Raw genomic sequence first — 20,663 nt, forward strand, 5'->3', positions numbered from 1 at the left:
CATGCGTGCCCCATCGCTTCCGATCCTGCTCACCGCCGTTTTCGCCGCCGTTTTCTCCGCCGGGGTCGCCGTGCCGACCGGCGCCTGGGCGGACCCGCTGCCGCCGGCCGCGAAGGCCGAGGTCACCGCGCTGCTCGGCAAGTTGACGGCCTCGTCGTGCGAGTTCAACCGCAACGGCGACTGGTTCTCCGCCGCCGAGGCGAAGTCCCACCTCGAGCGCAAGCTGAGCTACCTTGAAGACAAGCACCTCGTGAAGACCGCCGAGCAGTTCATCGACCTCGGCGCGTCCAAGAGCAGCATGAGCGGCAAGCCCTACCTCGTGCGCTGTGGCGGCGCGGCGCCGGTCGAGAGCAAGACCTGGCTCACCCGCGAACTCGTGGCCGTGCGCGCCGCGGGGAAGGGCGCGTCGGCGCCTTCGCTCGCGCGCTGAGCCCATCGTGCCGAAGCGCCGACGCTGAAGTTCCCGGGCCGAGTCGCTTCAGCGGGTGAGGTTCGCCTGGAGCTTGCCCAGGATCGCGTAGGCCGCATCCACCCGCTCCGGGATCGGCCAGCTCCGGTTGCCCAGCAGCACGACGCCGATGCGCTGCGTCGGCACGAACACGACGTAGGCGCCGAAGCCGCGCGTCGAGCCGGTCTTGTTGAACAGCCGCGGTCCCGGCGGCGTCGGGTCCAGCGGCTTGACCGCCGTCGTCGCGCGCCCGAGCGCGTTGCCCGCCTGGAGCTGCGTCAGCGACACCGGCCACGGGTACTGCTCCCAGCCCAGTCCCTGCGTCATGCCGTCGACCTGGAAGTGGCCGATGTGCGTGGCTTCGACGGCCTGGCGGGTCCTCGCGTCGAGGGCGCCGGGATCGATGTTGAGCTGCATGAAGCGCACCAGGTCCGCCGCCGTCGTCTTGATGCCGTAGGACTCCGAGTCGAACGCACCCGGCGAGACTCGCACGGCCATGTCCTGGACCACACCCTGATGCTCGACCTTGTCGTAGCCCGTGGCGTAGTCGGGCACGGCCGTCGTCGGCACGCGCAGGTACGTCTCGCGCAGGCCCAGCTTGGGCAGCAGGTCGGACTCGACCGCGTCCGCGTAGTCGCGCCCCATCGCCGCGGCGGCCGCGCGACCGAACAGGCCGATGCTCGGATTCGAATAACGACGTTTCTCGCCCGGCGCGAAGTCGGGCTTCCACTGCTGGAGGTAGCGCAGCAACGAGGCCTCGTCGATCACCGCGTCCGGCACCTGCAGCGTCAGGCCGCCGGCCGTGTAGGTGACGAGGTTCAGCAGCGTCGCGCGGTCGATCGGGCGGCCCTTCAGCGCGGGCAGGAAACGGCTGGGATGGTCCGACAGCTGGAGCTTGCCTTCCACCAGCGCCTTCGCGCCGAGCGTCGCGTTGAAGGTCTTGCTGACCGAGCCGACCTCGAACAGCGTCCTGTCGTCCACCGGCTTGCCGGACTGCTTCGACGCGACGCCGTAGTTGAAGACGAAGGACTGTCCGCCGACTGTCACGCCGACGGCCATGCCGGGGATGTCGTTCTTTGCCATCATCGGCCGGACCGCCGCGTCGACGGCCGCGCGAATGGCGGCAGCGTCAGGCGCCTGCTCGGGCGCGGCCTGCGCGGCGCAGAGCGCCAGACCGGCGGCGGCGAGCGCCGCCAGTCGTGTCGTCGATCGCGCCGCGGCGCGTGAGATTCCCTGCATCGATGAAGCCTCGTGGAGTCGTTGGATCGGGCCGCGCGAGTGGCGCGGCGTTCATCCCGGACCTTAGAGGCTGGCGCGAAGCCGTGAAGGCGAAAGGCGCGTTACGGGCGATCGCCGTAACGCGCCCTGACTGCCGAGCGCGCCGGCAGCATCGAGCGCGCCGTGCGACCTCTCCGCCATCGCCTCAGTTCAAGGCTGGATCTCGAAGACCAGCATCTGGTTGCGATCCGTCAGCGAGTCCGCCGTCGGGAAGTTGTCGTCGGCGACGACGACCAGGCTGCGCTTGCCGTTGGGCAGCTTCGGCCCGAAGGTCATGCCTTCGAGGTTGGCGATGCCGCCGAGCTGCGTCTTCAGCGTCTCGAAGTCCAGCACCAGCTTCTTGGTCACCGGCGTCGCGCCGGTCAGCGAGCTTGCCGTCAGCACGTTGGTCGCGTTGGCGGTGTCGATCTCGTAGAGCCGGACCTGGTTGCCGACCACGCCGACCGAGAAACTGCGCTCCAGCACCAGGAAACGCGTCGCCGACAGCGCCAGGATCTCCGTCGGGCCGTTGACCGTGAACTGGTCGGCCGGCACCGGCGTGGCCTGCACCTTCTCGATCGGATAGACGTATTGCGCGTTGGCCACGCCGCTCGCGCGATCGAAGCGCGTCAGGCGCGAGGCGCTGCCCGCAGACGGCGTCGGCGCGGCGCCGTCCTGGATCAGCGCGCCTTCCATCAGCACCCACGCCGACTGGGCGTCCGGCGAGAAGCTCAGGCCTTCGAAGACCAGGTTGCCGCGCGGACCCGTCTCCTGCGCGCTCATCTGGAACATGGCCGGCAGGGTGTACTCGCGCACTGCGTTGCCCTGCGGCGAGATCTCGCGGATGAAGGGGTTGATCACGCGCGGCGGCGCGCTCGTCAGCGTGCGGTCGCCCTCGCTGAGCCAGACCCAGTTGCCGGTGACCGGATCCACGCGGACCGACTCGGGGTCGGCGACCTTCGCGTCCGGCACCTTGGGATAGACGCTGCCGTCCGGCTGCTTCATCGTCACCACGCCGGTGAAGTTCACGGCGCTGAAGGTGCTCGTGTCGAAGCTCAGCTTGGCGGTGTAGAGGCGGGGCGCGCCGGCGGAGTCCGTCGTCGTGCGGTCGTCGCTGATCAGCACGTAGGTGTCGGTCTTGGGGTCGTAGTCGACGCCGGACAGCCCTCCGACGACCGTGCCGGCGTAGTCCATCCGACGCGGCAGCACCTGCTGGCCGATCAGGCGCAGGCTGGAGACGGTGATGTCGTTGTTGCCGTTGAGCGGCGCGCCGGCGTCGTCGTCGCTGCCGCCGCAGGCGGCCAGGGCCGCGGTGGCAAGCATCAGCGGCACCAGGCGCAAGGCGGCGAGACCGTTCCGCGCGGCGAGCACGGTCGTTCCGGTGGGTGGGGTGCCAAGGCCGCTGGCCCTCACCCCCGCCCTCTCCCGCAAGCGGGAGAGGGAGCAAGAGGTGGGCCGGTGGAAGGAGAGCGTCGAGGAGAGGGACATGACAGCGATGAAGGTCGTGATGCGTGTCATGTTCGTTGCGCCAGGTTGCGCCGAGGTGACAAGCCGTCGCTATCATTCGCACCCGCCGCGCCGCATCATTTCGAAACACATGGCCGGCCGATCAGGGAGAAGAAGTCATGCGAGCCGTGCTGCTCATCATCGTTGTCGCCGTCCTGGGCGTCGTCGGCTGGAAGAAGCGCGACGAGATCCCGTTCCTGCGCGACGCCGCGCGCGAGGTCGAGCGCCAGGCCGACAAGGTCGAGCTGCCGAAGATCCGCTTCGACAACGATCCGGCCGCGACCTCCGACGCTCCGCAGGCCAAGCCGTCGTCCGGCGTTCCGCGCCGTTGCGTGGTCAACGGCAGCGTGCTCTACACCAACGACGCCTGCCCCGCGGGCAGCACCGAGCAGAAGGTCAAGGGCGGCACCATCACCGTCATGCCCGCCTACAAGGCGCCGCCGGCGCCCGAGTCGGCCAGCTCTGGCATCCCCAACGCCCGCGACCTGCTCAAGCCCAAGGGCGGCACGCTGAAGGACCAGGCGCACGAGAAGGCAATGGAAGGCCTTTGAAGCCTTCATGGGCTCCGAAGCCTCTAAGCCTCTGAGCCTCTGAGCCTCTGAGCCTCTGAGCGTCTAAGCGTTGGACGCCAACTGCGCTTCGGCGACCGCCTGTCGCGAGGTTCACGCAGGGTCAGGTCTTGCGTCCCACCTTGCCGACCGTCTTGACCGGCAGCACTGCCAGCAGCGCGCGGCCCACGCCGAAGACGGCGATGCCCAGGCTCCAGGCGAGCAGCTTCACCAGCGAGCAGGCGCTCATGACCAGCAGCGCCACGCCGGCGAGGCGGGGCATGCCGAGGGTGTCGATCACGACCGCGGCCAGCGTCGACAGGTCCTCCAGCGCGTCGGCGCCGAAAGCCAGCGCCGGCAGCCAGCCGATGGCCAGCAGCAGCCGCGAGCGGGATGCGCCCGGGCGGCGCCATCCCGCCAGCCACGTGAACACGCGCGACGCCAGCCGCGATAGCAGGTAGGCGGCCGCCAGCAGGAAGAGCAGGTCCCAGGCGAGGCCCCAGAAGATGCCCGCGCGGTTCTGGCGGATCCAGTCGAGGTGATCGGGCCAGCCGTGGACCAGGACGTGGACCAGGAAACCCGCCTGGTGCCGGGCGAATTCCCACGGCGCCGCCGCGCTGCGCACCAGGCATTCCCACCAGCCGCCCGGCGCGGGCAGCCTCGACTGCAGGAAGGGCAGCTGTTGCAGGTTCCAGCCGGAGAACAGCAGGAGGACCGCGGCGGCGACGACCGCGAACAGCAGCCACGGCAACGACCGCCGTTCGTCCCAGACGCTGGGGCCCTGGAACGGGGCCGGCGGGGACTGGGGCAGCACGTCGACCGGGATCTTCTGCCTGCCCTTGGGGATGCGCACGATCTCCGTCGACATGCGCCGCACCGTCATGCCGGCGAGCGCCCAGAGCGGCGTGTCGTGGAGCGCGTCGTGGCGCAGCGGCAGAGTGCCCACGAAGGACTCCGCCAGCGGCATGCCGAAGGCGTCGCTGCCGGCGGGCAGGCTGGACAGCGGCGGGACGCCGAGCTCCTGCGCCACCTCGTTGACCATCCACACCATCGAGGCGTCCGGCAAGCCCGTGCGGCCATGGGGATAGCGCCGGCTGTCCTCCGATGCCGCCGGATAGCTGCCGCCGACATCGCAATGCACGCCCGGGAACCAGAGCTGGCGCAGCGTGCGCGTGATCGGGCGGTCGAAGCGGTCGACCGCGGGGATGTCGACGCGGCTCGGCGAGTCGTAGACCCGCGGCAGGAAGGGCCAGCGGTGCTCGTCGAAGGCCAGCGCGTGGCGGACGTTGAGCATGTGCCGCTTGTCGGCGAAGGTCGCCGTGGCCGGGTTGTCCCGTGAGCCGAACGGCGGCAGGCCGACCGATTCGACGGTGTCCCAGACGCCGACCCAGAAGACGTCCGCCGGACGCGCGAAGTTGCGCCGGACCTGCTCGGCGAGCCGGTTGCGCGTGGCCGCGGTGGCCTCTTCGCCGCCCTGGGCGCCGCGTGCGCCTTCCTGTCCCGGCCTCGCGAAGCCTCGGTGCAGGGCGCGGGCCAGCGCGCGCTGCCAGTTCTTGCGGCCTTCGGCCTGTTCCTCGATCGGCGGCTGCGAGAAGTAGATCCGCACCAGCGTCGGGATCAGCTCCTCGTGCTCGGGACGCAAGATGCCGAAGAGGTTGACCATGCCCACGATCGCGCGCGCGGTGAAGGCGCCGCGCGAGAAACCGAAGCAGAAGATGCGGTCGTCGATGCGCTCGTCGAAATGGCGCATCAGGAAGCGGTAGCCCTCGCCGATGTTGTCGTAGACGCCCTGGCCTGAGGCCAGGCCGGCGATGCGCGCCCAGCGGCGCTTGATCAGGTCGATGAGGCCGGTGGGCGGGGCGGCGTCGGGCGAACCGACGCCGGGGTCGTAGTACGACAGGGTCTCGATCGTCGGCCGTTGGCTGCGCAGGTAGCCGAACAGCTTCAGGACGTTGGTGTCTTCGATGCCGCCGGTCAGCGTGTTGTTCGTGCCGTCGCAGAACAGCACGAGGTTGCGCTGTCTGGGGGCGGCGCTCGTGCCTTTGCCTGTGCCCGTGCCTGTCCCTGCGCCCGCGTCCATATGTCCGTCCCCCGCTGTGTTTCTTCTGGCGAAAGGCGAAGGCTAGGCCGGATGGGCGCGGCGGTCATCCCCGAATGAAGGGACGCGGGAAAACACCCCGTGCCGCAGGCGGCGCGCCCGCGCCGACGGCATCCGGGCTGAGGCACCATCCGGGCATGCCGCTTTCCGATCCGCAACTTTTCGTCGACGGTGTCGCGCGCCGCGGGCGCCGCATGACGGCCTGGCTGATCGGCGCCAACCTCACCGTCGGGCTGGTGCTGGGCGCGCTCGTGGCGCATGTGCTGGCCACCTCCCACCGCGCCTACGCGGCGCAGGCGCGCGATGTGTCCGAAGGGCTGGCCGCCGTCGCGCAGCTCAACGTCGCCGCCGAGATGGGGCGTGTCGACGCGGTCCTGCGCGCGACCGCGGCAGAGATGGAGCGGCTGCTCGACGCGCCGGGCGGCGTCTCCGACGCGATGCTGAACGACGTGCTCAACGCGCGCTACGGGCTGCTCTTCGGCATCGAATCCCTCCGTGCCGCCGACGCGTCCGGACAGGTGCGCTGGGGCACGCGCCTGCCGGCGGGCATGCCTGCGCAGATCGCCGATCGCGACTTCTTCATCCAGGCCCGCGACCTGTCGAAGCCGCTGACGCAGGTCACCGGCCCGCTGGTCTCGCGCGTGTCGGGCAACTGGGTGATCGGCTTCGGACGGCCGCTGGTCGCGCGTGGCCGATTCGCGGGCATGCTCTACGTGACTGTGGGCGTCGATCATTTCCGGCATCTGTTCGAGCGCTACGACCTCGCGCCGCTCGACGCGATGACGCTGCGCCGCGACGACCTGCGCCTGGTCGCGCGCATGGCGCCGGGCAGCCCGGCGCAGGGGGAGATCGGCGAGCGACAGGTCTCGCGCGAGCTGCGCGAGATGCAGGCCGCGCAGCCGCGCCAGGGGACCTTCGTGTCGACGGTGACGATCGACGGGCAGGACCGCACCACGGCGTACCGCGCACTGGACGACTGGCCCTTCATCGTCTACGCCGGGGTGAACAACGAGCGCTTCTTCCAGACCTGGCGCCAGCAGGCGTGGACGGTGGTCTCGCTGGCGGTGCTGGCGTGGCTGCTGGTGGCGCTGGCGACCTGGCAGGTCCATCGCGCCACGCGGCGGCAGGACCGGGCGATGCAGGCGCTGGCGGAACAGGGCAGGCGCATCCAGGCGCTGCAGCGCGAACAGTCGGCCATGCTCGACAGCGACCTGGTCGGCATGGCGAGGATCGCGCGGCGCACGATCACCTGGCGCAACCGGGCGGTGGAGCGGCTGCTCGGCTATGGCCCCGGCGAGCTGCAGGACATGCCGGCGCGGATCTTCTACTGGGACGACGAGCAGTACGAGGAGATGGGCCGGCAGGTCTACGCGGCGGTGACCGAGCACGGCTATTACCGCTCGCAGATCCGGATGCGCAGCAAGACCGGCGAGGCGGTGTGGGTGGACTTCGGCGCGGTGCCCTTGTCCGACACCGAGGTCTTCGCGATGGCGGTCGACATCACGGCGATGAAGGCGGCGCACGAGGACATGGCCCACGCCGCCTTCCACGACGCGCTGACGCAGCTGCCCAACCGCTTGCTGCTGTACGACCGGATCGAGCAGGCGCTGGCGATGGCGCGGCGCGAGCGCAAGCGGGTGGCCGTCTGCTACCTGGACCTGGACGGGTTCAAGGCGGTCAACGACGCGCAGGGGCACGATGCGGGCGATCAACTGCTGCAGACGGTGGCGGCGCGCCTGACGGCGTGCATCCGGCCGCTGGACACGGCGGCGCGGCTGGGCGGCGACGAGTTCGTGCTGGTCCTGACCTGCGTCGAGGACGATGAATGGCGGGCGGCGCTGGCGCGGGTGGTCGACGCGATCGGCGCGCCCGTCGTGCTGTCGTCCGGCACGGTGGTGACGGTGGGCGTGACCGCCGGGGTCGCGGTGTTCTCGCCGGACGACGAGGCCGGCGCGCATGAGCTCATCGAGCGCGCGGACCACGAGATGCTGCGCGGGAAGCGGGATGGGAAGGGGCGGGTGAGGGGCGGTGAGGGGAACCGCCACATCGGGTGATCAAGGAGTCGATCGGTCGGGGAAGGTCATCTTGATCATCCGTCGGCGGGAGCTGCAGCAGCTATCGCTCATCGTCATCCTTCGACGGAGCAACCCCAGCCGTCGTACTCGCCGCCATGGCGCTGTGCGGCCTCGAACAATGGACGAGTCACCTCGTCGATGCCTCTCGGGGACGGCACATCCACGCGTGCGACGTGCACGCCGATCGCGTCGCGTTCCTCGTCATGCCTTGGGTCTTCCTTGAGCTGAAAGCCGAGCGGGCGGACCTCGTCGATGAACGCGGTGGCCGACGCCGCATTCGAAAAATACGCCCAATGATCGATCGCACGAGACGCTGAGAGCTTGTCGCCATGCTGCTTCAGTTGCTCGCAGACGCGGCGGTTCTGGATCCGCTCGCGATCCCATGGGCTGGGCAGCAGGAAGTTCCTGTAGGTCGACCACTCGGGGTCCTCGCGGACGCCGGTCTGGAACTCGTAGTCGGGGAAAGACTTCATTGCCGCCGCGGCCCGCGCCGACCACGTGTCAGGTGCGGAGACGTGGAAGTAGAAATCTCGGCATCCATTCGACGTGTTGCGGCCGACATAGGCGGTGAGATCGTTGCAGAGCGACGCTTCCAGCTTGTCCTCGACTGCGATGAGCTGGTCGAACTCGGACTGGCTGGAGAGTCCGTCATCGCGAGGCTGCTGCATGCGCAAGCGCAGGTAGGCCATATGCGGCAGCGCCTCCACCGGCGCGGCGGCCTCCGCGCCAAGGTCCACGTAGAAAGAGGCGGGCCTGCCGTCGGCGCGCGCGGAGTAGAAGTCCCAGTCGTCGGTCATGAGGTCGTGTTGGCGGAAGTGAGTTGGCGCGGCGCACTCGGGTGGCCTTGGTTGAGAAAGCTCGTCCAGAACACACTGTCCTTGATGACGACTCTGGTGCAACCGTCCCGGGCCCGAGCTTCCAGCGCGGAGATCAGCGAATCCGTGACGTCGGACCTGTCATACGGGTGAACAACGCGACGTTCGCCGATCAGCGTTTCCCAACCCCACAGATCAAGCACGACGAGGAATGCGTTGCCGTCGTGGACGAAGGCATTCTCATCTTGATAGTCCGGACCTGGCTCCACTGGCAGACGGACCAGGTAGCCGCGGCGGTTGACGACGAACGTCTGGATGGACGTGAAAACCCTGGCTGTTCCGGCGAGGCTTCGTTCACCGAGATCGGCAAGCACCCGCTCCAGCGCGGCAGCTTCAAGCGGGACCGTTTCGTAGGTGTTCATGCGGCAAACGCGTCTCGCTTCAAGGCAGCGGTCTCGGGCGTTGAGGTCCGGGGGGCGAGGTGCAGGACAAGAACCACGCACTGGATGCCACTGTGGCCCAGACTTTTGGCGACAGCGTCGGCGGCGATCTGAGTCGTTGTTTCCTTCATCGATCATAGGGCGGGTTTGTCGCGGCCCGATCTGAGCACGTGCCCATGCAACGGCTCTCTGAGGTCGATCGCAAGGGCCGGAGTTTTTCAATGGCGTGACCGTCCCTGAGTGGCCTCATCGTCGCCATGCGTCAAGGCGTCAGCCGGATCAGCCGCGGCCATCGTCATACGATGGGATTGATCTTTCACGACACGAGGTGACCGGGTGAGCACACGGGGACTGTTCGACGACATGCACATCGATGGGGACATCGATGGCGTCCAGGAAATCGGCCCACGGGCGCGCGTGCTGCGGGGATTCGCACGGCCTGTCGCCGGCGAGTTGCTGAAGGCGATCGACGAGGTGGAGCGGACCGCTCCGTTCCGGCACCTGGTGACGCCGGGCGGTTACACCATGTCCGTCGCGATGACCAACTGCGGCGCGCTCGGTTGGACGTCCGATCGGCGGGGTTATCGGTACACGACGATCGATCCCGACACGGGGGCGCCCTGGCCGGCGATGCCTGATGTGCTGAGGCGCCTCGCGAACGATGCCGCGGCGGCGGCTGGCTTCGAGCGCTTCGAGCCCGACGCCTGCCTGATCAACCGCTACGCACCCGGCACGAAGCTGAGCCTCCATCAGGACAAGGACGAGCAGGACCTGGACGCACCGATCGTCTCCGTGTCGCTGGGCATGCCGGCTGTCTTCCTGTTCGGGGGGCTGCGACGCGACGATGCGACCGCGAAGGTCCCGCTGTTCCACGGCGACGTGGCCGTCTGGGGCGCAGAGGACCGGCTGCGCTATCACGGCATCATGACGCTGAAGGACAACCCCCATCCCGATCTGGGGAGCCACCGCATCAACCTGACCTTCCGCAAGGCGGGATGAGCAGGCAGTCGACCCGCCAAGCACACGCTCCCCCGATGCATTTCCCTTGCAGCGGGGAACCTTGCCCTGGCACCTTGCTGGCTCGCTCACCGGTCTTGCCCCGGGTCGTCTCGGCACCAGCAACGCCAACGGCAACGCCTGACCCCGCGCAGGCCTGACTGGCCCGCTGGAACGGACCGGAAGGCGACCATGACATCCGCATCAGGGATCTGGACGCGGAACTTACCTTCAGGGGCGGACCTGGGGGGCTGGCTCTTGCCGCCTCTGCACTTCCGCGGGAGCCCGGCTTGCTCCCCTGAAACCATTGGCTTCGACAAGGAGGCACCCATGGCAAAGTTCATCACCGTAGGCTACGGCGACGAGGCCGGCTACAAGAAGACCGACGCCGCCGTGCGCGACGCGGCGCATGCGCATGACGCGCAGCTCAAGGCCGGCGGCGCCTTGATCGGCATCGCGGGTGCTCCGGTGCAAGTCCGCAACCCCGACGACTCGGGCGTGCAGACGACGTCGGGCGCCTACCTGCGCAGCGCGTTGCCGATCGCCGGCTTTGCCGTGATCGAAGCGAAGGACCTGCAAGAAGCGATCGCGATGGTGGCGAAGACGCCCTGCGCCGTGGCGCACGGCGTCGTGGAGGTCTGGCCGCTTCAGGAGTCGTCGTGACGACGGGGAGCCGGCGCGTCGACGCGGGACACTGAAAGTTCTTCCGGGAACTTGTCGATTTCCGACGCTCCCCCTCGTCGTCAGTGCATCAACTCCCGCAAAGGACTTCCCTTGAAATACCTCGGCCTCGCCTACTTCACCCCTGAAGCCTTCGCCAAGATGGCGCCCGAAGACGTCAAGGCCCTGGTGAGCCAATGCCCGCCCCTGGACGAGAAGATGCGCGCCACGGGCAAGGTGCTGGTGTCCGCGTCGCTCGGCGATCTGGAAGGCTGGAAGACGCTTCGTCCGAGCGGCGGCAGGACGCACGTCACCGACGGGCCCTACACCGAAGCGAAGGAAGTCGTCGGCGGCCTGTTCATCATCGAGGCAGACAGCCAGGAAGAAGCGCTGCGCATCGCTTCGATGCATCCGGCCGCCACGCTGGGCGAGGCCGGCGGATGGGCGGTCGAGCTGATTCCGATGGATTTCTATCTGAGCCGCTGAAGGTCGGCGCGCCGGCAGTTCAGCAGGTGCTGGTGGTCTGCCGATCGGCGATCACTCGTGGGACTGCTCGGAAATCGTCGCCGTCCGAAGGCCGCAGTGGACTTCGTCAAGGGTGATCGAGCGGCACATCCAGCGGCGTGATCCTTGCCCCGGCGGGGTAGCGTCTCCAGAAGTCCAGGTTGAAGATCTGCCATGCGGGAATGGCCCACGACGAACCCAGATCGTTGCCGGCGATGTGCATGCCCACGAGCGTCATGGAGCCGTCTTCGTGTCGCATCACGATGGGTGCGCCACTGTCACCTCCCATGGGAGTCTTCGCCCCCCGACTCTTCAAGGTGATGAGGCCTGCGTGCAGCACGGCGCAACTGACCGCACGGTCGTTGCGTGAGAGCGTGTATTGGATGGAAACGGTGGTGGACTCGGTGGGCATCGCGCTCAGGCTCATGGGGAGCGCACCGCGAGGCTGGGGGTGGTTGTCCGGCGTCAGCAGGAGGAAGGCGTTGGGGCCGTTGGCCTTGTTCATGGCCAGAAGTTCAGCGATGTTCCGCACCCACGGTTGCTTCGGGTTGAAGCGTCGCAAGGCGACGCGATCGAAGATGGCCGAATTGGCCTGCGCCAGTTGTACGTCAAAGCTGGGCCTGTCCTTCAACGCATCGCTGCGCAGCACACCGCCGTAGGGCAGGGTGGTGGCAAGAATCGGCGAGGCAAGCCCGTCTCCTTGGCCGCTGATCGGCAACATCGACAGTCCCGAGTCCATCAGCAGGGAGTCCGCATCCGCATACGGCGTCAGAACGTGCTGAGCGCTGAGCGCGCAGGTCTGTGCGCCGGTGTCGTCAGTCAACTGCACGAGGCAAGTGATGCATCCCGGCGCCAGGCGCCACGGCGGGCGTTCGATCCAGACGCCGGCGCCGGCGCCGTGCGCCTTGGCACCGGCGAAGGCGGTGGCGTCCTGCACGTCGGTAGGCACCGCAAAGAGCTTGCGCGAGCCGTCCCAGTCCGCGTACACCAGCAGTTGCTCTGGCAAGGCCTGAGGATGCTTGTCCGCGACGCTGCCTTTGTTGCGCACGACGAAGAGCACGCACACCTGTTCCGTCAGCTGGCGGCGGCCCTTGCGGGTGGCCTGCCGGAAGCCCGGCAACATCCACACGAGATTCCTGTAGGCGAGTGTCAGCTCTGGAGCGCGCGTATCGCATAGTTCCTGCGCCAAGCGGGTCTGGAAGGCGGGGTCGCCTTCAACGGCCTGCCAGTTGGCGCGGCCCGTCTCGAGCAAGGCTGCCGGCATCGTCAGCGAGCGCTGTTCCGTGGCGCGAGCCCAGGCCTTGAAGCGACGGGCGCGGGGGCCGGCGTCGGCAGCCTTGTCTGGCACGATTCACTCCTTGACGCAGGGCTTGCTGCGCGACAGGTCGATCTGCTTGAGCTTGCCGTCCAGTGCGTCATTCTTCTGCAGCGTGGCCTTGGCTTCCGGGGCCGCCGCGGCAAGCTCTTCCCGAACGCTCAGGGCGGCGAGCCCCGCATCGGGCTTGCTGCATTTGAGCTTGACGATGAGGCGCCCCGACTTCAGCTGCGTGGACTCCACGCCCAAGGTCACGCCGCTCAGCGTGCGAGTGAAACCCGGTGCCGCCAGCGCCGCCTGCAGCGCCTTCCAGGCATCTTCGACGGCAGCGGCATCGGAGGGTGCCGGCGCCGGCGTTGCCGCTGGCGCTGGCGTTGGCGTCGGCGTCGGCGTCGTGACTGGGTCAGTGGGCTTGGGCGGCGGCGTCACAGGCGTCTTGCCCCCCGTGTCCTTCGGCTTGTTCGGCGGCGGCGGCGGGAGGGCGATGACCTTGACCACGAACTGCTGCGTCTGAGCCGGGTTGCTCTTGTCGCTGACCAGAATGCGTGCCTCCGTCGGCTGGACCTTGTCGCTGGCGGCAATGCTGACGGTGTTGGCGGAATCGCCCTCGAACGACATGCTGATGCCTTCAGGCAGTGTGCCCAGAGCCTTGACGCGATAGTTGGGCAGGCCTCCCTTGATCTCGAAACCAGCGACTTGCGCGCGCCCCTGCGTGAAGGTGAGGGTGGTCGGCACCAGCTCGAACGGCTTGATGACGTCGGCGAGTTTGCAGGCTTTCAACGCTGCGGTGGCGGCAGTAGCGGCGGTGGCGGTGCCATTGGAGTTCGTCAGCAGCTTGTTGAGGTCCCGCTGTGCGACTTCCAACTCCTTGAGGGCTTCCGACAAGTTCTTGATGTCCTTGTCCACCACCGAGCTGCTCTCCGCCTTGGCCTTGTCATCGCCATCCGATGTCGCGGCCTTGGGCAATGCGCCGGGCACCAGCATGCTGATCTGTCCCGGCAGGCCAGCCAGGATCTCCTTCACTGCAGAGGGCGGCAAGGCGATGTCGCCCATGACCTGGTTCACCTTGCTGGAGATGTTGTTCACGACCACCGACAGTTCGCTGCCGCTGGATGCTCGCAGCAGGAAGTTGCCGGCATTCTGCGTTTTCTCCGTTTGGGCGATCTGTTCGTCCGCTGCGGCAAGCAGCGCCCGGATCTTGAGGTCGTTCTCCTCAGTGACTTCCCGTGTTCCCAGATCGGAGGCCAGCTTCGCGCGCGCCGTTTCCGCCGCGGTCTTCTTGAGCTGGAGCGTCTCCATTCCTGTCTTGATCTGGTTGCGCTCGCTGTCGTTGATCTCCAGCGGTACGACCGCGGCGCGCGCGCAATCCAGCGCATCGATGCCGGCTTGCCACACGTCGATGCGGCGCTTGTCCAGTTGCGCCACGGTGAGCCCGTAGGTCGTGCCGCCAATCACCCCCGCGGTCACCAGCACGTCCTTGTGCACCGCCGGAGCGGCCCCCAACATGACGGCACCCAGCCACACCAGACCGGTGATGGAGTTCTGTGTGGCACCCGTCTGGTTGTGGATCTCCTCGCTGTAGGCGGCCCGGACGTGATTGAGTTTGCCGATGGCCTCTGCCATCGACGTGGGCTCACCCTTTGGCGCGGGACTCGCCTTCAGGGAGTGCCCGGCGAGATCCAGCTTGACGATGGGATTGGCGCAGCCGGCCAACAACACCAGCACCGCCACGTAGACCAGTCGGGCGACAGGCGCGCGGGCTGGCGCCATCCATGGCACAGACGAAGCAGTCATGTTGTCCTCCCTGGCGCCATGCGCCTCATTGCGGCGTGGCCGAGTACCCGACCTTGGCTTCGGCCACGGTACCGGCGAGTTGCACGGTGTCGTCGTCGGCCTTCTTCTCGGGGATTTTCAAGCCCACGTAGGTGGCGGCGCTCAGGCCCATGAGGGTGAGCAAGGATGGCTCGAACTCGGGCATGGTCAGGTGGCGGGCGACGTGGAACAGGAAGACCAGTCCCAGCGCGACGGTCATGACGACCATCTGGAAGCGGTGGATGGTGATGCCGTCGGCGTCGCTCAACAGGTCGCTGAAGAAGACGTCCTTGACGCCATCGTTGCCGGCGCGAGTACCGCCGATACCGAGCGAAGCGGCCGCCGTGACGCTGGAGATACCCATCAACGACAGCGCCTGCCCGCTGATGGAGGGGGTCTCGCCGGTCACCATCCACAGGAAGACGAAACTGGCGAAGACGATCGCGAACCACCAGGCCATCTGCACCTTGGCCAGGCTGAAGGTGCGCTGCGCCAGCGGTACACCGGGCGCGGCGCCGTCCCGCACGAGGGCAGAGCGCGCGCCGAGGTAGATCATCGCTCCCCAGACTCCCAGCACCAGCGCCACGGCCCCGGGCGCCCACCACTCGAAGATGACGAGCGGGACCGTGCTGTTCGCGGGTGCCAGGTTGCCGTCCTTGCCATCGGCGCTGCGGATCTCATAACGCAATAGTCGCGGCTCCTGAATGGTCTGGAGTGGTCGGCTCAAGATGACAGACCACACGGCACGATCCTCGGCATCGGTCAGGCTGCTCGGTCGGGTGTGCTTGAAGTCGAATGCGGCCGACGACGTGTTTGCCTTGGGGTCCAGGCAGCCCACGCTGCGCAGCCCGGTATCCATGCCTTCGATGAAGAGCATCAAGGGCGTGTCCCCGAGTGTTTCGCAACTGGGCGTCGCCAGTCTCTCGAAGTGATGCACCGTGTCCACACGCAGGAAGCCGGCGCCTGCCTGCCTGTCTCGGTACTTGCAAATGCCCATGACGACGGCCGCCACCATGAGGTACAGCGCCAACCAGATCAGACCCTTGCGGTGTTCCTGCATGGACATGAAGATTTCCTCCCCTCGGTTCAGGACGCCAGGAACAGTTCACGCTCTGCCTGGCGTCGGCGAACGAGACCTGGGAATGGCTTGCCGCTGGCCAGGATCCAGCGGCCGAATTGATCCGCTGCGCCAAGGCGGTCGTTGCGGTTCAGCAGGCGCAGCAGCGTGGAGCTGCGCAGATTGGCAGCTCCCAGATTGAACGTGAAGCTCACCAGGGCCGCGTATTCGTTGTCGTCGAGCGGCACCGCCACGGCTGCGAGCACGTCGCGTCCGGCATCCACCAGATCGGCCGAGAGCAGGCGCTCGGCCTGCGGCTCTGTCAGCCCGCCTGGATACAGTGCCGCCGTTGTTGCGCGGTCGGCCTCGCCGCGAAGGAAGCGACCCTGGTAGCGGATGGCATGGCCCCAGCCTATGGTCCAGATGCCGACCGGATCCAGGTAAGGATCAATGTTGACAGTGGACGGATCGCCGTCGGGAATGCCTTCGAACGACTTGATGAGGTCGATCCCCGCCTGATTCACCTCCCTTTGACCCATGGGGAGCCCCCTTTCCCTTGCTTTGGAGAAGTGTCGATGTCGCTCTCGACCACGTCATCCTTATTCATGATGAGTACGGGCTCACGGCGTCTTTTTTCTTCACGGCGTCCGACCTGATGCACGCCCTGATCCTCGCGACGGCGCCGTGAGCACGATCGCCAGGACGCCCAGCGCCGCGCCCGCCGGCACATCCATCACATGGTGCTGATACGTCGTCAGCACCGAGATCCCGATCAGCGCGAACCACGCGTGCAGGCCCACGGCCCAGGCGCCTCGCAGCACCGGCGCGAAGCGCGCCCACAGCAGCACCAGCACGCCGATGTGCAGCGAAGGCGCGCGGTTGTAGGGCATGTCGCAGTGCCCGAGCACCTCGAACAGGAGCCCGATCAGCCCCTGCGTCGCCGGCCGCTCGAAGGTGAAGCGCAGCGGGAACGCCGCATAGCAGAGCACCGACACCACCAGCACGATGAGCAGCCGCATCACATGGCGGCGCAGCCGCCCGGCGTCCGTGTCGATGAAGAACGACAGCGCGAAGAAGACGCAGATCGACAGGTAGGGCACCACCGTCCAGCCCACGAAGGGAATGGCGCGCTCCCACGCGAACACGCCCGCACCGACGTCGGTGCGCAGGCTGGTCAGCTGGTTGGACAGTCCATACAGCGCGACGTAGGCCGCCGAAGTCGCCACGCCGCAGGGCAGGGGGCGCCAACGGAGCGCGGTCGCTGCCGGCGTCTGCGTCCGCGTCTGCGTCTCGGTCTGGGTCAGCGCTGGCGCTGGCGATGGCGATGTCGACTCGCCGCTGCCGGACGTCTGGCCGCCGCCGGACCACGTGATCGGATAACTCATCGGGATCTCCGCCGCGGGCAAGGTCGCCCGCCTATCCCTGATTACGAGATCCAGACCCCGAAGCGGACATCGCCGCGCGCCATCACGGCAGCTGAACCGGCTGGCGCTGCGCGGCGCGAATGGCGCGGATCTGCTCGAGCAGGCGGTCGGCCTCGGCGTCCTTGCGCAACGCGCGTTTGACTTGAGCCAGCGCGCCGAGCGCTTCCGCCACCGCGGGGCTCAGCGCCGGGTCGTAGATCAGCCGATGCAGTCGCACGGTCTCCTGCAGCACCGGCTCCGCCGCCGCGGCCTTCCGCTGCTGGAGCAGGGCCTGACCCAGCACCAGCGTGGCGAGGGCCTGGTTGTCCCGTTGGTAGTCGGCATTCCCGCCGCGGTCGATGGCGGCGAGCGCCTGCCGCGCCTGCGCTTCCGCCACGTCGAGATGACCTGCGTTCAGTTCGAGCCACGCGGACTCGGCCTGCTCCGTCACGGGCTCGCTCGGGGTGGGGGCGGGCGGCACCTTCCTCGCGGCGCGCTGCGCCTGCAGGCCCGCCAGCGCCTCTCGCGCCTGACCGCCTTGCACTTGCCAGCGCCGCAGCGCCAGGCTGTATAGCCTGCCCGGCGGCTTGCCCGCGGGCGTGGCCTGTCGCTGGCGCTCCAGCAAGGTCTGCGCCTCGGCCAATCGACCCAGGCTCATCAGCGCCAATGCGCGATCCGTCAGCACCTGCTCGTCCATGCCGTCCACCGGATGCGGTTTGCCCAGCACGGCCACGTCGTCGCTGCTGACGGCCAGCGCGGCTTGCGCATGACCGTAGTTCGCCAGCGCGCGCGCCTGCCACATGCGCACCCAGCGGCGTTGCGGCAGATCGGCCGCCGCGGTCTCGCTCCAGCGCCATGCCGGCGCGAGCGCCGTCAGGCTGTCCCGGAAACGCCCGCCCAGGTTGAGGAAGATCGCGAGGTGCGTCTGCGTCTCCGCCACGCGCACCGCGTTGGCATTGCGCGCGACCTCCGCCTCCATGCCCTTGCGCATGCTGGTCTCGGCTTCGGCGTATCGACCCAGCGCGCGCTGCGAATGCCCGAGGAATTCATAGAGCAGCGACAGCTCGCCGGCGCCCAGCGGCGGATGCGCTTCGCAGAGTTGCACGGCTTCTGCGTAGGCGGCCTGTGCGCGCTCGAACGACCGGTCGTACAGGGCCGCATCGCCCAGGATGTGCAGCACCAGCAGCAGGTCGGCGTTGGAGTCGCCGCGGCGGGCGATCGTCAAGGCGCGTTCGGCGAAGGCCATCGCCAGGACCGGTTCCGCGCGTCGGTTCAGCGATGCCTGGCCGATCTCCACCTGCAGTCGCGTCGGCGAGGTGTTGTCCTGTCGCGCATCCAGCAGGGCGGTGGCTGCCTTCAACTGCGCCGCGGCTTCGTCGCGCTTGCTGTCCTGGGCCAAGGCGTTGGCCAGCGCCGCCATCGCCAGCACCGCCTCGTCGCTGGTCGGTCCGTGCAGCGCGCCGGCCACGGTCAGCCGCTGGCGCTGCAGGTCGACCTCGCGCGCGTACAAGCCCAGGTCCTGGTACATCGAGGCCAGCACCGTCAGCAGCCGCAGCCGCGCCGCGGGCGCGTCCTTGAGCTCGGCGTCGATGCGCTCCGCGCCGCGGTCCAGCAACTCGCGCGCGGTCGTGTCGCGCGCCTTCGCCGGGTCGGCTTGGTCCGCCGTGTTGACGCGGAACACGCCTTCCAGGAAGCCTTGTACGGCGCGCGCGGTGGCCGCTTCGGCCTGCGCGCGTTGCGTCTGCAGCCCCGCCTGGTGCGCCTGCCACAACGCGACCGAGGCGCCGCCCAGCAGTGCCATCGCCGCGACGGCGCCCGCGGCCACCGGCAGCCGGTGCCGTCGGACGAGCTTGGCCGCGCGGTAGGCCCATCCATCGGGCCTGGCCTGGACCGGCTCGCCCGCCAGCCAGCGGCGCAGGTCCTGCGCGAACGCTTCCATCGTCGGATACCGATCGGCGGGCGACTTCTTCAGCGCGTGGTTCAGGATGGCATCGAGGTCGCCGCGCAGCTGTCGGCGCAGCGCGCGATCCGCGCCGGGATCGCTCTCCCCGGGACCGACGGCGAGGGCGTTGCCGCTGGCCATCGGCACTTCCGCGGCTTCGATCACTTCCTCCAGCTCGGCCGCGCTGCCGCGCTTGAGGCGGTACGGGCGCACGCCCGCCAGCACCTCATAGGCCACGACACCCATGCTGTAGACGTCGCTCGCCGTGCCCAGCGGGTCGCCGCGGATCTGCTCGGGACTCGCATAGTCGAGCGTCAGCGCGCGGCCCGAGAACTCCGTCAACGCGGTGCGCCTCGTGCGGTCGCCCTCGAGCAGCTTGGCGATGCCGAAGTCCAGCAGCTTCACCTGGCCCTCGCGCGTCACGAGGATGTTGCCCGGCTTCAGGTCGCGATGGACGACCAGCCGCGCATGGGCATGCCCCACCGCCGCCATCACCTGCAGCAGCAGCACGACGCGCTCCCGCAGCGACAGCGCATGCGCGCGGCAGTACGCGTCGATCGGCACGCCGTCGACGAGTTCCATCGCCAGGAACGGCCGGCCGTGCGCGTCGATGCCGGCGTCGTACAGGCGCGCGATGTGTTCGTGCGCTAGCGTCTCGAGGATCTCCCTTTCCCGATCCATCCGTTCGGCGAGGCTGTCGCCCCAGACGATGCGCGGCAGCTTCAGCGCCACCCGGCGGTGCATCAGGCCGTCCGCCCGCTCCGCCAGCCACACCGAGCCCATGCCGCCGCGACCGATCTGGTCGATCAGCCGGTAGGCGCCGACGCTGCTCCCCGGGGTGACGCCGTCGAACGGCCCGAGGCCGCCGGCCGGTCCCTCCGCCGCGAAGAGCCGCGGCAGCGTGTCGAGGAAGTCGTCGGTCTCGACCTCGGCCTGATGCGCGAGCAGGGCGCGCAGCGCCTCGCGATGCACGGCGTGTTCGCCGATCAGGCCTTCGAGCCAGGCCTCGCGCGCCGGCCTGGACAGGTTGAGCGCCTCGTCAAGCAGGGCGCTGATCGCGGGCCAGTCGCCTTCGAATCGGGAGAGGGTCGTCATACCGTCATCCCCTGCGCAATGACGAACCGCGACGACATCGTCAGTCGCGCAGCGCGTGCGCGAGCAGCAGCCGGGCCTTGTCCCAGTCCCGGCGCACGGTGCGCGCGGACAGTCCCAGCGCCTCGGCGATCTCCTCGTCCTCCAGGCCGCCGAAGTAGCGCATCTCGACCACGCGTCCCAGCCGCTCGTCGACACGGCCGAGATCCACCAGCGCCGCATGCACGGCCAGGATCTCGTCGGACGCGGCGGGCAGGGCGCCGATCAGCTCGGAGTTCAGCGTCACCTGCTCGGCCTCGCCGCCGCGGCGGTCGGTCTTCGCCTGGCGCGCGGCGTCGACGATGATCGATCGCATCACCGTGGCCGCGTAGGCCAGGAAGTGCCCGCGGTCCGAGGGCGTCAGCGTGTCGCGCTGGAGGAACTTGAGGTAGCACTCGTTGACCAGGGCCGTCGTCGCCATCAGGTCGTCGCCGGAGCCGCGCGACAGGCGCCGGTGGGCCACCTGCCGGAGCTCGGGATAGAGCAGCTCGAAGATCCTGTCGAACGCGCCGCGGTCGCCTTCGCGCGCCCGTCCGATCAACTGCGTCACTTCCCCCATGCCGTGCTTCCGTCCAAAACGAGGTTGGTGACGGCGATGGTAGCGCGCGCTCCTGGCGGTCCGTCCCACCGCGCGTCCCCAAGTCCTGACGGGTTGG

General features: G+C 68.6%; 19 protein-coding genes. 7 read left to right on the forward strand and 12 right to left on the reverse strand.

Annotated elements, in window-relative coordinates; genetic code table 11:
- The first annotated feature begins 1 nt into the window (after window position 1).
- Window positions 2–430 (forward strand): YfeK family protein, encoded by a 429-nt coding sequence (locus AC07O8_RS20695; protein ID WP_495049806.1) that lies wholly within the window; start codon window positions 2–4, stop codon window positions 428–430.
- 48 nt (window positions 431–478) lie between these two features.
- On the opposite strand, the gene ampC is transcribed toward AC07O8_RS20695, so the two are convergent.
- Window positions 479–1,687, reverse strand: coding sequence for a class C beta-lactamase (ampC, locus tag AC07O8_RS20700; RefSeq protein ID WP_495049807.1), 1,209 nt, complete (start codon window positions 1,685–1,687; stop codon window positions 479–481).
- Between the two features lie 189 nt (window positions 1,688–1,876).
- Window positions 1,877–3,076, reverse strand: coding sequence for an esterase-like activity of phytase family protein (locus tag AC07O8_RS20705; RefSeq protein WP_495049808.1), 1,200 nt, complete (start codon window positions 3,074–3,076; stop codon window positions 1,877–1,879).
- A 254-nt stretch (window positions 3,077–3,330) separates the two neighbouring features.
- Here AC07O8_RS20705 and AC07O8_RS20710 point away from each other — a divergent pair, with 254 nt between their 5' ends.
- Window positions 3,331–3,762 carry a hypothetical protein gene (locus AC07O8_RS20710; RefSeq protein ID WP_495049809.1) on the forward strand — a complete coding sequence of 144 codons (432 nt, stop codon included), beginning with the start codon at window positions 3,331–3,333 and terminating at the stop codon, window positions 3,760–3,762.
- A 121-nt stretch (window positions 3,763–3,883) separates the two neighbouring features.
- Here the strand turns inward: AC07O8_RS20710 and AC07O8_RS20715 are convergent, their stop codons facing one another.
- Window positions 3,884–5,767 carry a T6SS phospholipase effector Tle1-like catalytic domain-containing protein gene (locus AC07O8_RS20715; RefSeq protein ID WP_495049810.1) on the reverse strand — a complete coding sequence of 628 codons (1,884 nt, stop codon included), beginning with the start codon at window positions 5,765–5,767 and terminating at the stop codon, window positions 3,884–3,886.
- 227 nt (window positions 5,768–5,994) lie between these two features.
- On the opposite strand from AC07O8_RS20715, the gene AC07O8_RS20720 reads away from it, so the two are divergent.
- A complete protein-coding gene (locus AC07O8_RS20720) occupies window positions 5,995–7,911 on the forward strand; it encodes a sensor domain-containing diguanylate cyclase (protein ID WP_495049811.1) in 1,917 nt (638 codons plus the stop codon).
- Between the two features lie 74 nt (window positions 7,912–7,985).
- On the opposite strand, the gene AC07O8_RS20725 is transcribed toward AC07O8_RS20720, so the two are convergent.
- Window positions 7,986–8,729 carry a DUF695 domain-containing protein gene (locus AC07O8_RS20725; RefSeq protein WP_495049812.1) on the reverse strand — a complete coding sequence of 248 codons (744 nt, stop codon included), beginning with the start codon at window positions 8,727–8,729 and terminating at the stop codon, window positions 7,986–7,988.
- The gene (locus AC07O8_RS20730) at window positions 8,726–9,169 is read right to left on the reverse strand and encodes a hypothetical protein (protein WP_495049813.1); all 444 of its coding nucleotides are present in this window, start codon (window positions 9,167–9,169) and stop codon (window positions 8,726–8,728) included. The genes AC07O8_RS20725 and AC07O8_RS20730 overlap by 4 nt, the downstream gene beginning before the upstream one ends.
- Window positions 9,170–9,444: 275 nt before the next feature.
- Between AC07O8_RS20730 and AC07O8_RS20735 the strand changes: the two genes are divergently transcribed.
- The 4 genes from AC07O8_RS20735 to AC07O8_RS20750 all read left to right on the forward strand — a co-directional run bounded on the left by AC07O8_RS20735 (window position 9,445) and on the right by AC07O8_RS20750 (window position 11,329).
- Entirely contained in the window at window positions 9,445–9,519 is a 75-nt protein-coding gene (locus tag AC07O8_RS20735) for a 2OG-Fe(II) oxygenase (protein ID WP_495049863.1), read from the forward strand.
- A 31-nt stretch (window positions 9,520–9,550) separates the two neighbouring features.
- Complete coding sequence (gene alkB / locus AC07O8_RS20740; RefSeq protein ID WP_495049864.1) at window positions 9,551–10,186, forward strand: DNA oxidative demethylase AlkB; 636 nt, start codon at window positions 9,551–9,553, stop codon at window positions 10,184–10,186.
- 327 nt (window positions 10,187–10,513) lie between these two features.
- Window positions 10,514–10,846, forward strand: a complete 333-nt coding sequence (locus AC07O8_RS20745; RefSeq protein WP_495049814.1) for a YciI family protein — start codon at window positions 10,514–10,516, stop codon at window positions 10,844–10,846.
- Between the two features lie 111 nt (window positions 10,847–10,957).
- Window positions 10,958–11,329, forward strand: coding sequence for a YciI family protein (locus AC07O8_RS20750; RefSeq protein WP_495049865.1), 372 nt, complete (start codon window positions 10,958–10,960; stop codon window positions 11,327–11,329).
- Between the two features lie 106 nt (window positions 11,330–11,435).
- Here the strand turns inward: AC07O8_RS20750 and AC07O8_RS20755 are convergent, their stop codons facing one another.
- The 7 genes from AC07O8_RS20755 to AC07O8_RS20785 form a co-directional block, all read right to left on the reverse strand.
- Window positions 11,436–12,695, reverse strand: a complete 1,260-nt coding sequence (locus AC07O8_RS20755; protein ID WP_495049815.1) for a hypothetical protein — start codon at window positions 12,693–12,695, stop codon at window positions 11,436–11,438.
- Between the two features lie 3 nt (window positions 12,696–12,698).
- Complete coding sequence (locus AC07O8_RS20760; RefSeq protein WP_495049816.1) at window positions 12,699–14,456, reverse strand: hypothetical protein; 1,758 nt, start codon at window positions 14,454–14,456, stop codon at window positions 12,699–12,701.
- A gap of 25 nt (window positions 14,457–14,481) precedes the next feature.
- Entirely contained in the window at window positions 14,482–15,540 is a 1,059-nt protein-coding gene (locus tag AC07O8_RS20765) for a hypothetical protein (RefSeq protein ID WP_495049817.1), read from the reverse strand.
- Between the two features lie 20 nt (window positions 15,541–15,560).
- The gene (locus AC07O8_RS20770; protein WP_495049818.1) at window positions 15,561–16,070 is read right to left on the reverse strand and encodes a lysozyme; all 510 of its coding nucleotides are present in this window, start codon (window positions 16,068–16,070) and stop codon (window positions 15,561–15,563) included.
- Window positions 16,071–16,169: 99 nt separating this feature from the next.
- A complete protein-coding gene (locus tag AC07O8_RS20775; protein ID WP_495049819.1) occupies window positions 16,170–16,916 on the reverse strand; it encodes a phosphatase PAP2 family protein in 747 nt (248 codons plus the stop codon).
- 82 nt (window positions 16,917–16,998) lie between these two features.
- Complete coding sequence (locus AC07O8_RS20780) at window positions 16,999–19,971, reverse strand: serine/threonine-protein kinase (protein ID WP_495049820.1); 2,973 nt, start codon at window positions 19,969–19,971, stop codon at window positions 16,999–17,001.
- 40 nt (window positions 19,972–20,011) lie between these two features.
- A complete protein-coding gene (locus AC07O8_RS20785) occupies window positions 20,012–20,566 on the reverse strand; it encodes an ECF-type sigma factor (protein ID WP_495049821.1) in 555 nt (184 codons plus the stop codon).
- Window positions 20,567–20,663: the final 97 nt, after the last annotated feature.

This window comes from Roseateles sp. GW821-FHT09G09, from assembly GCF_059415965.1.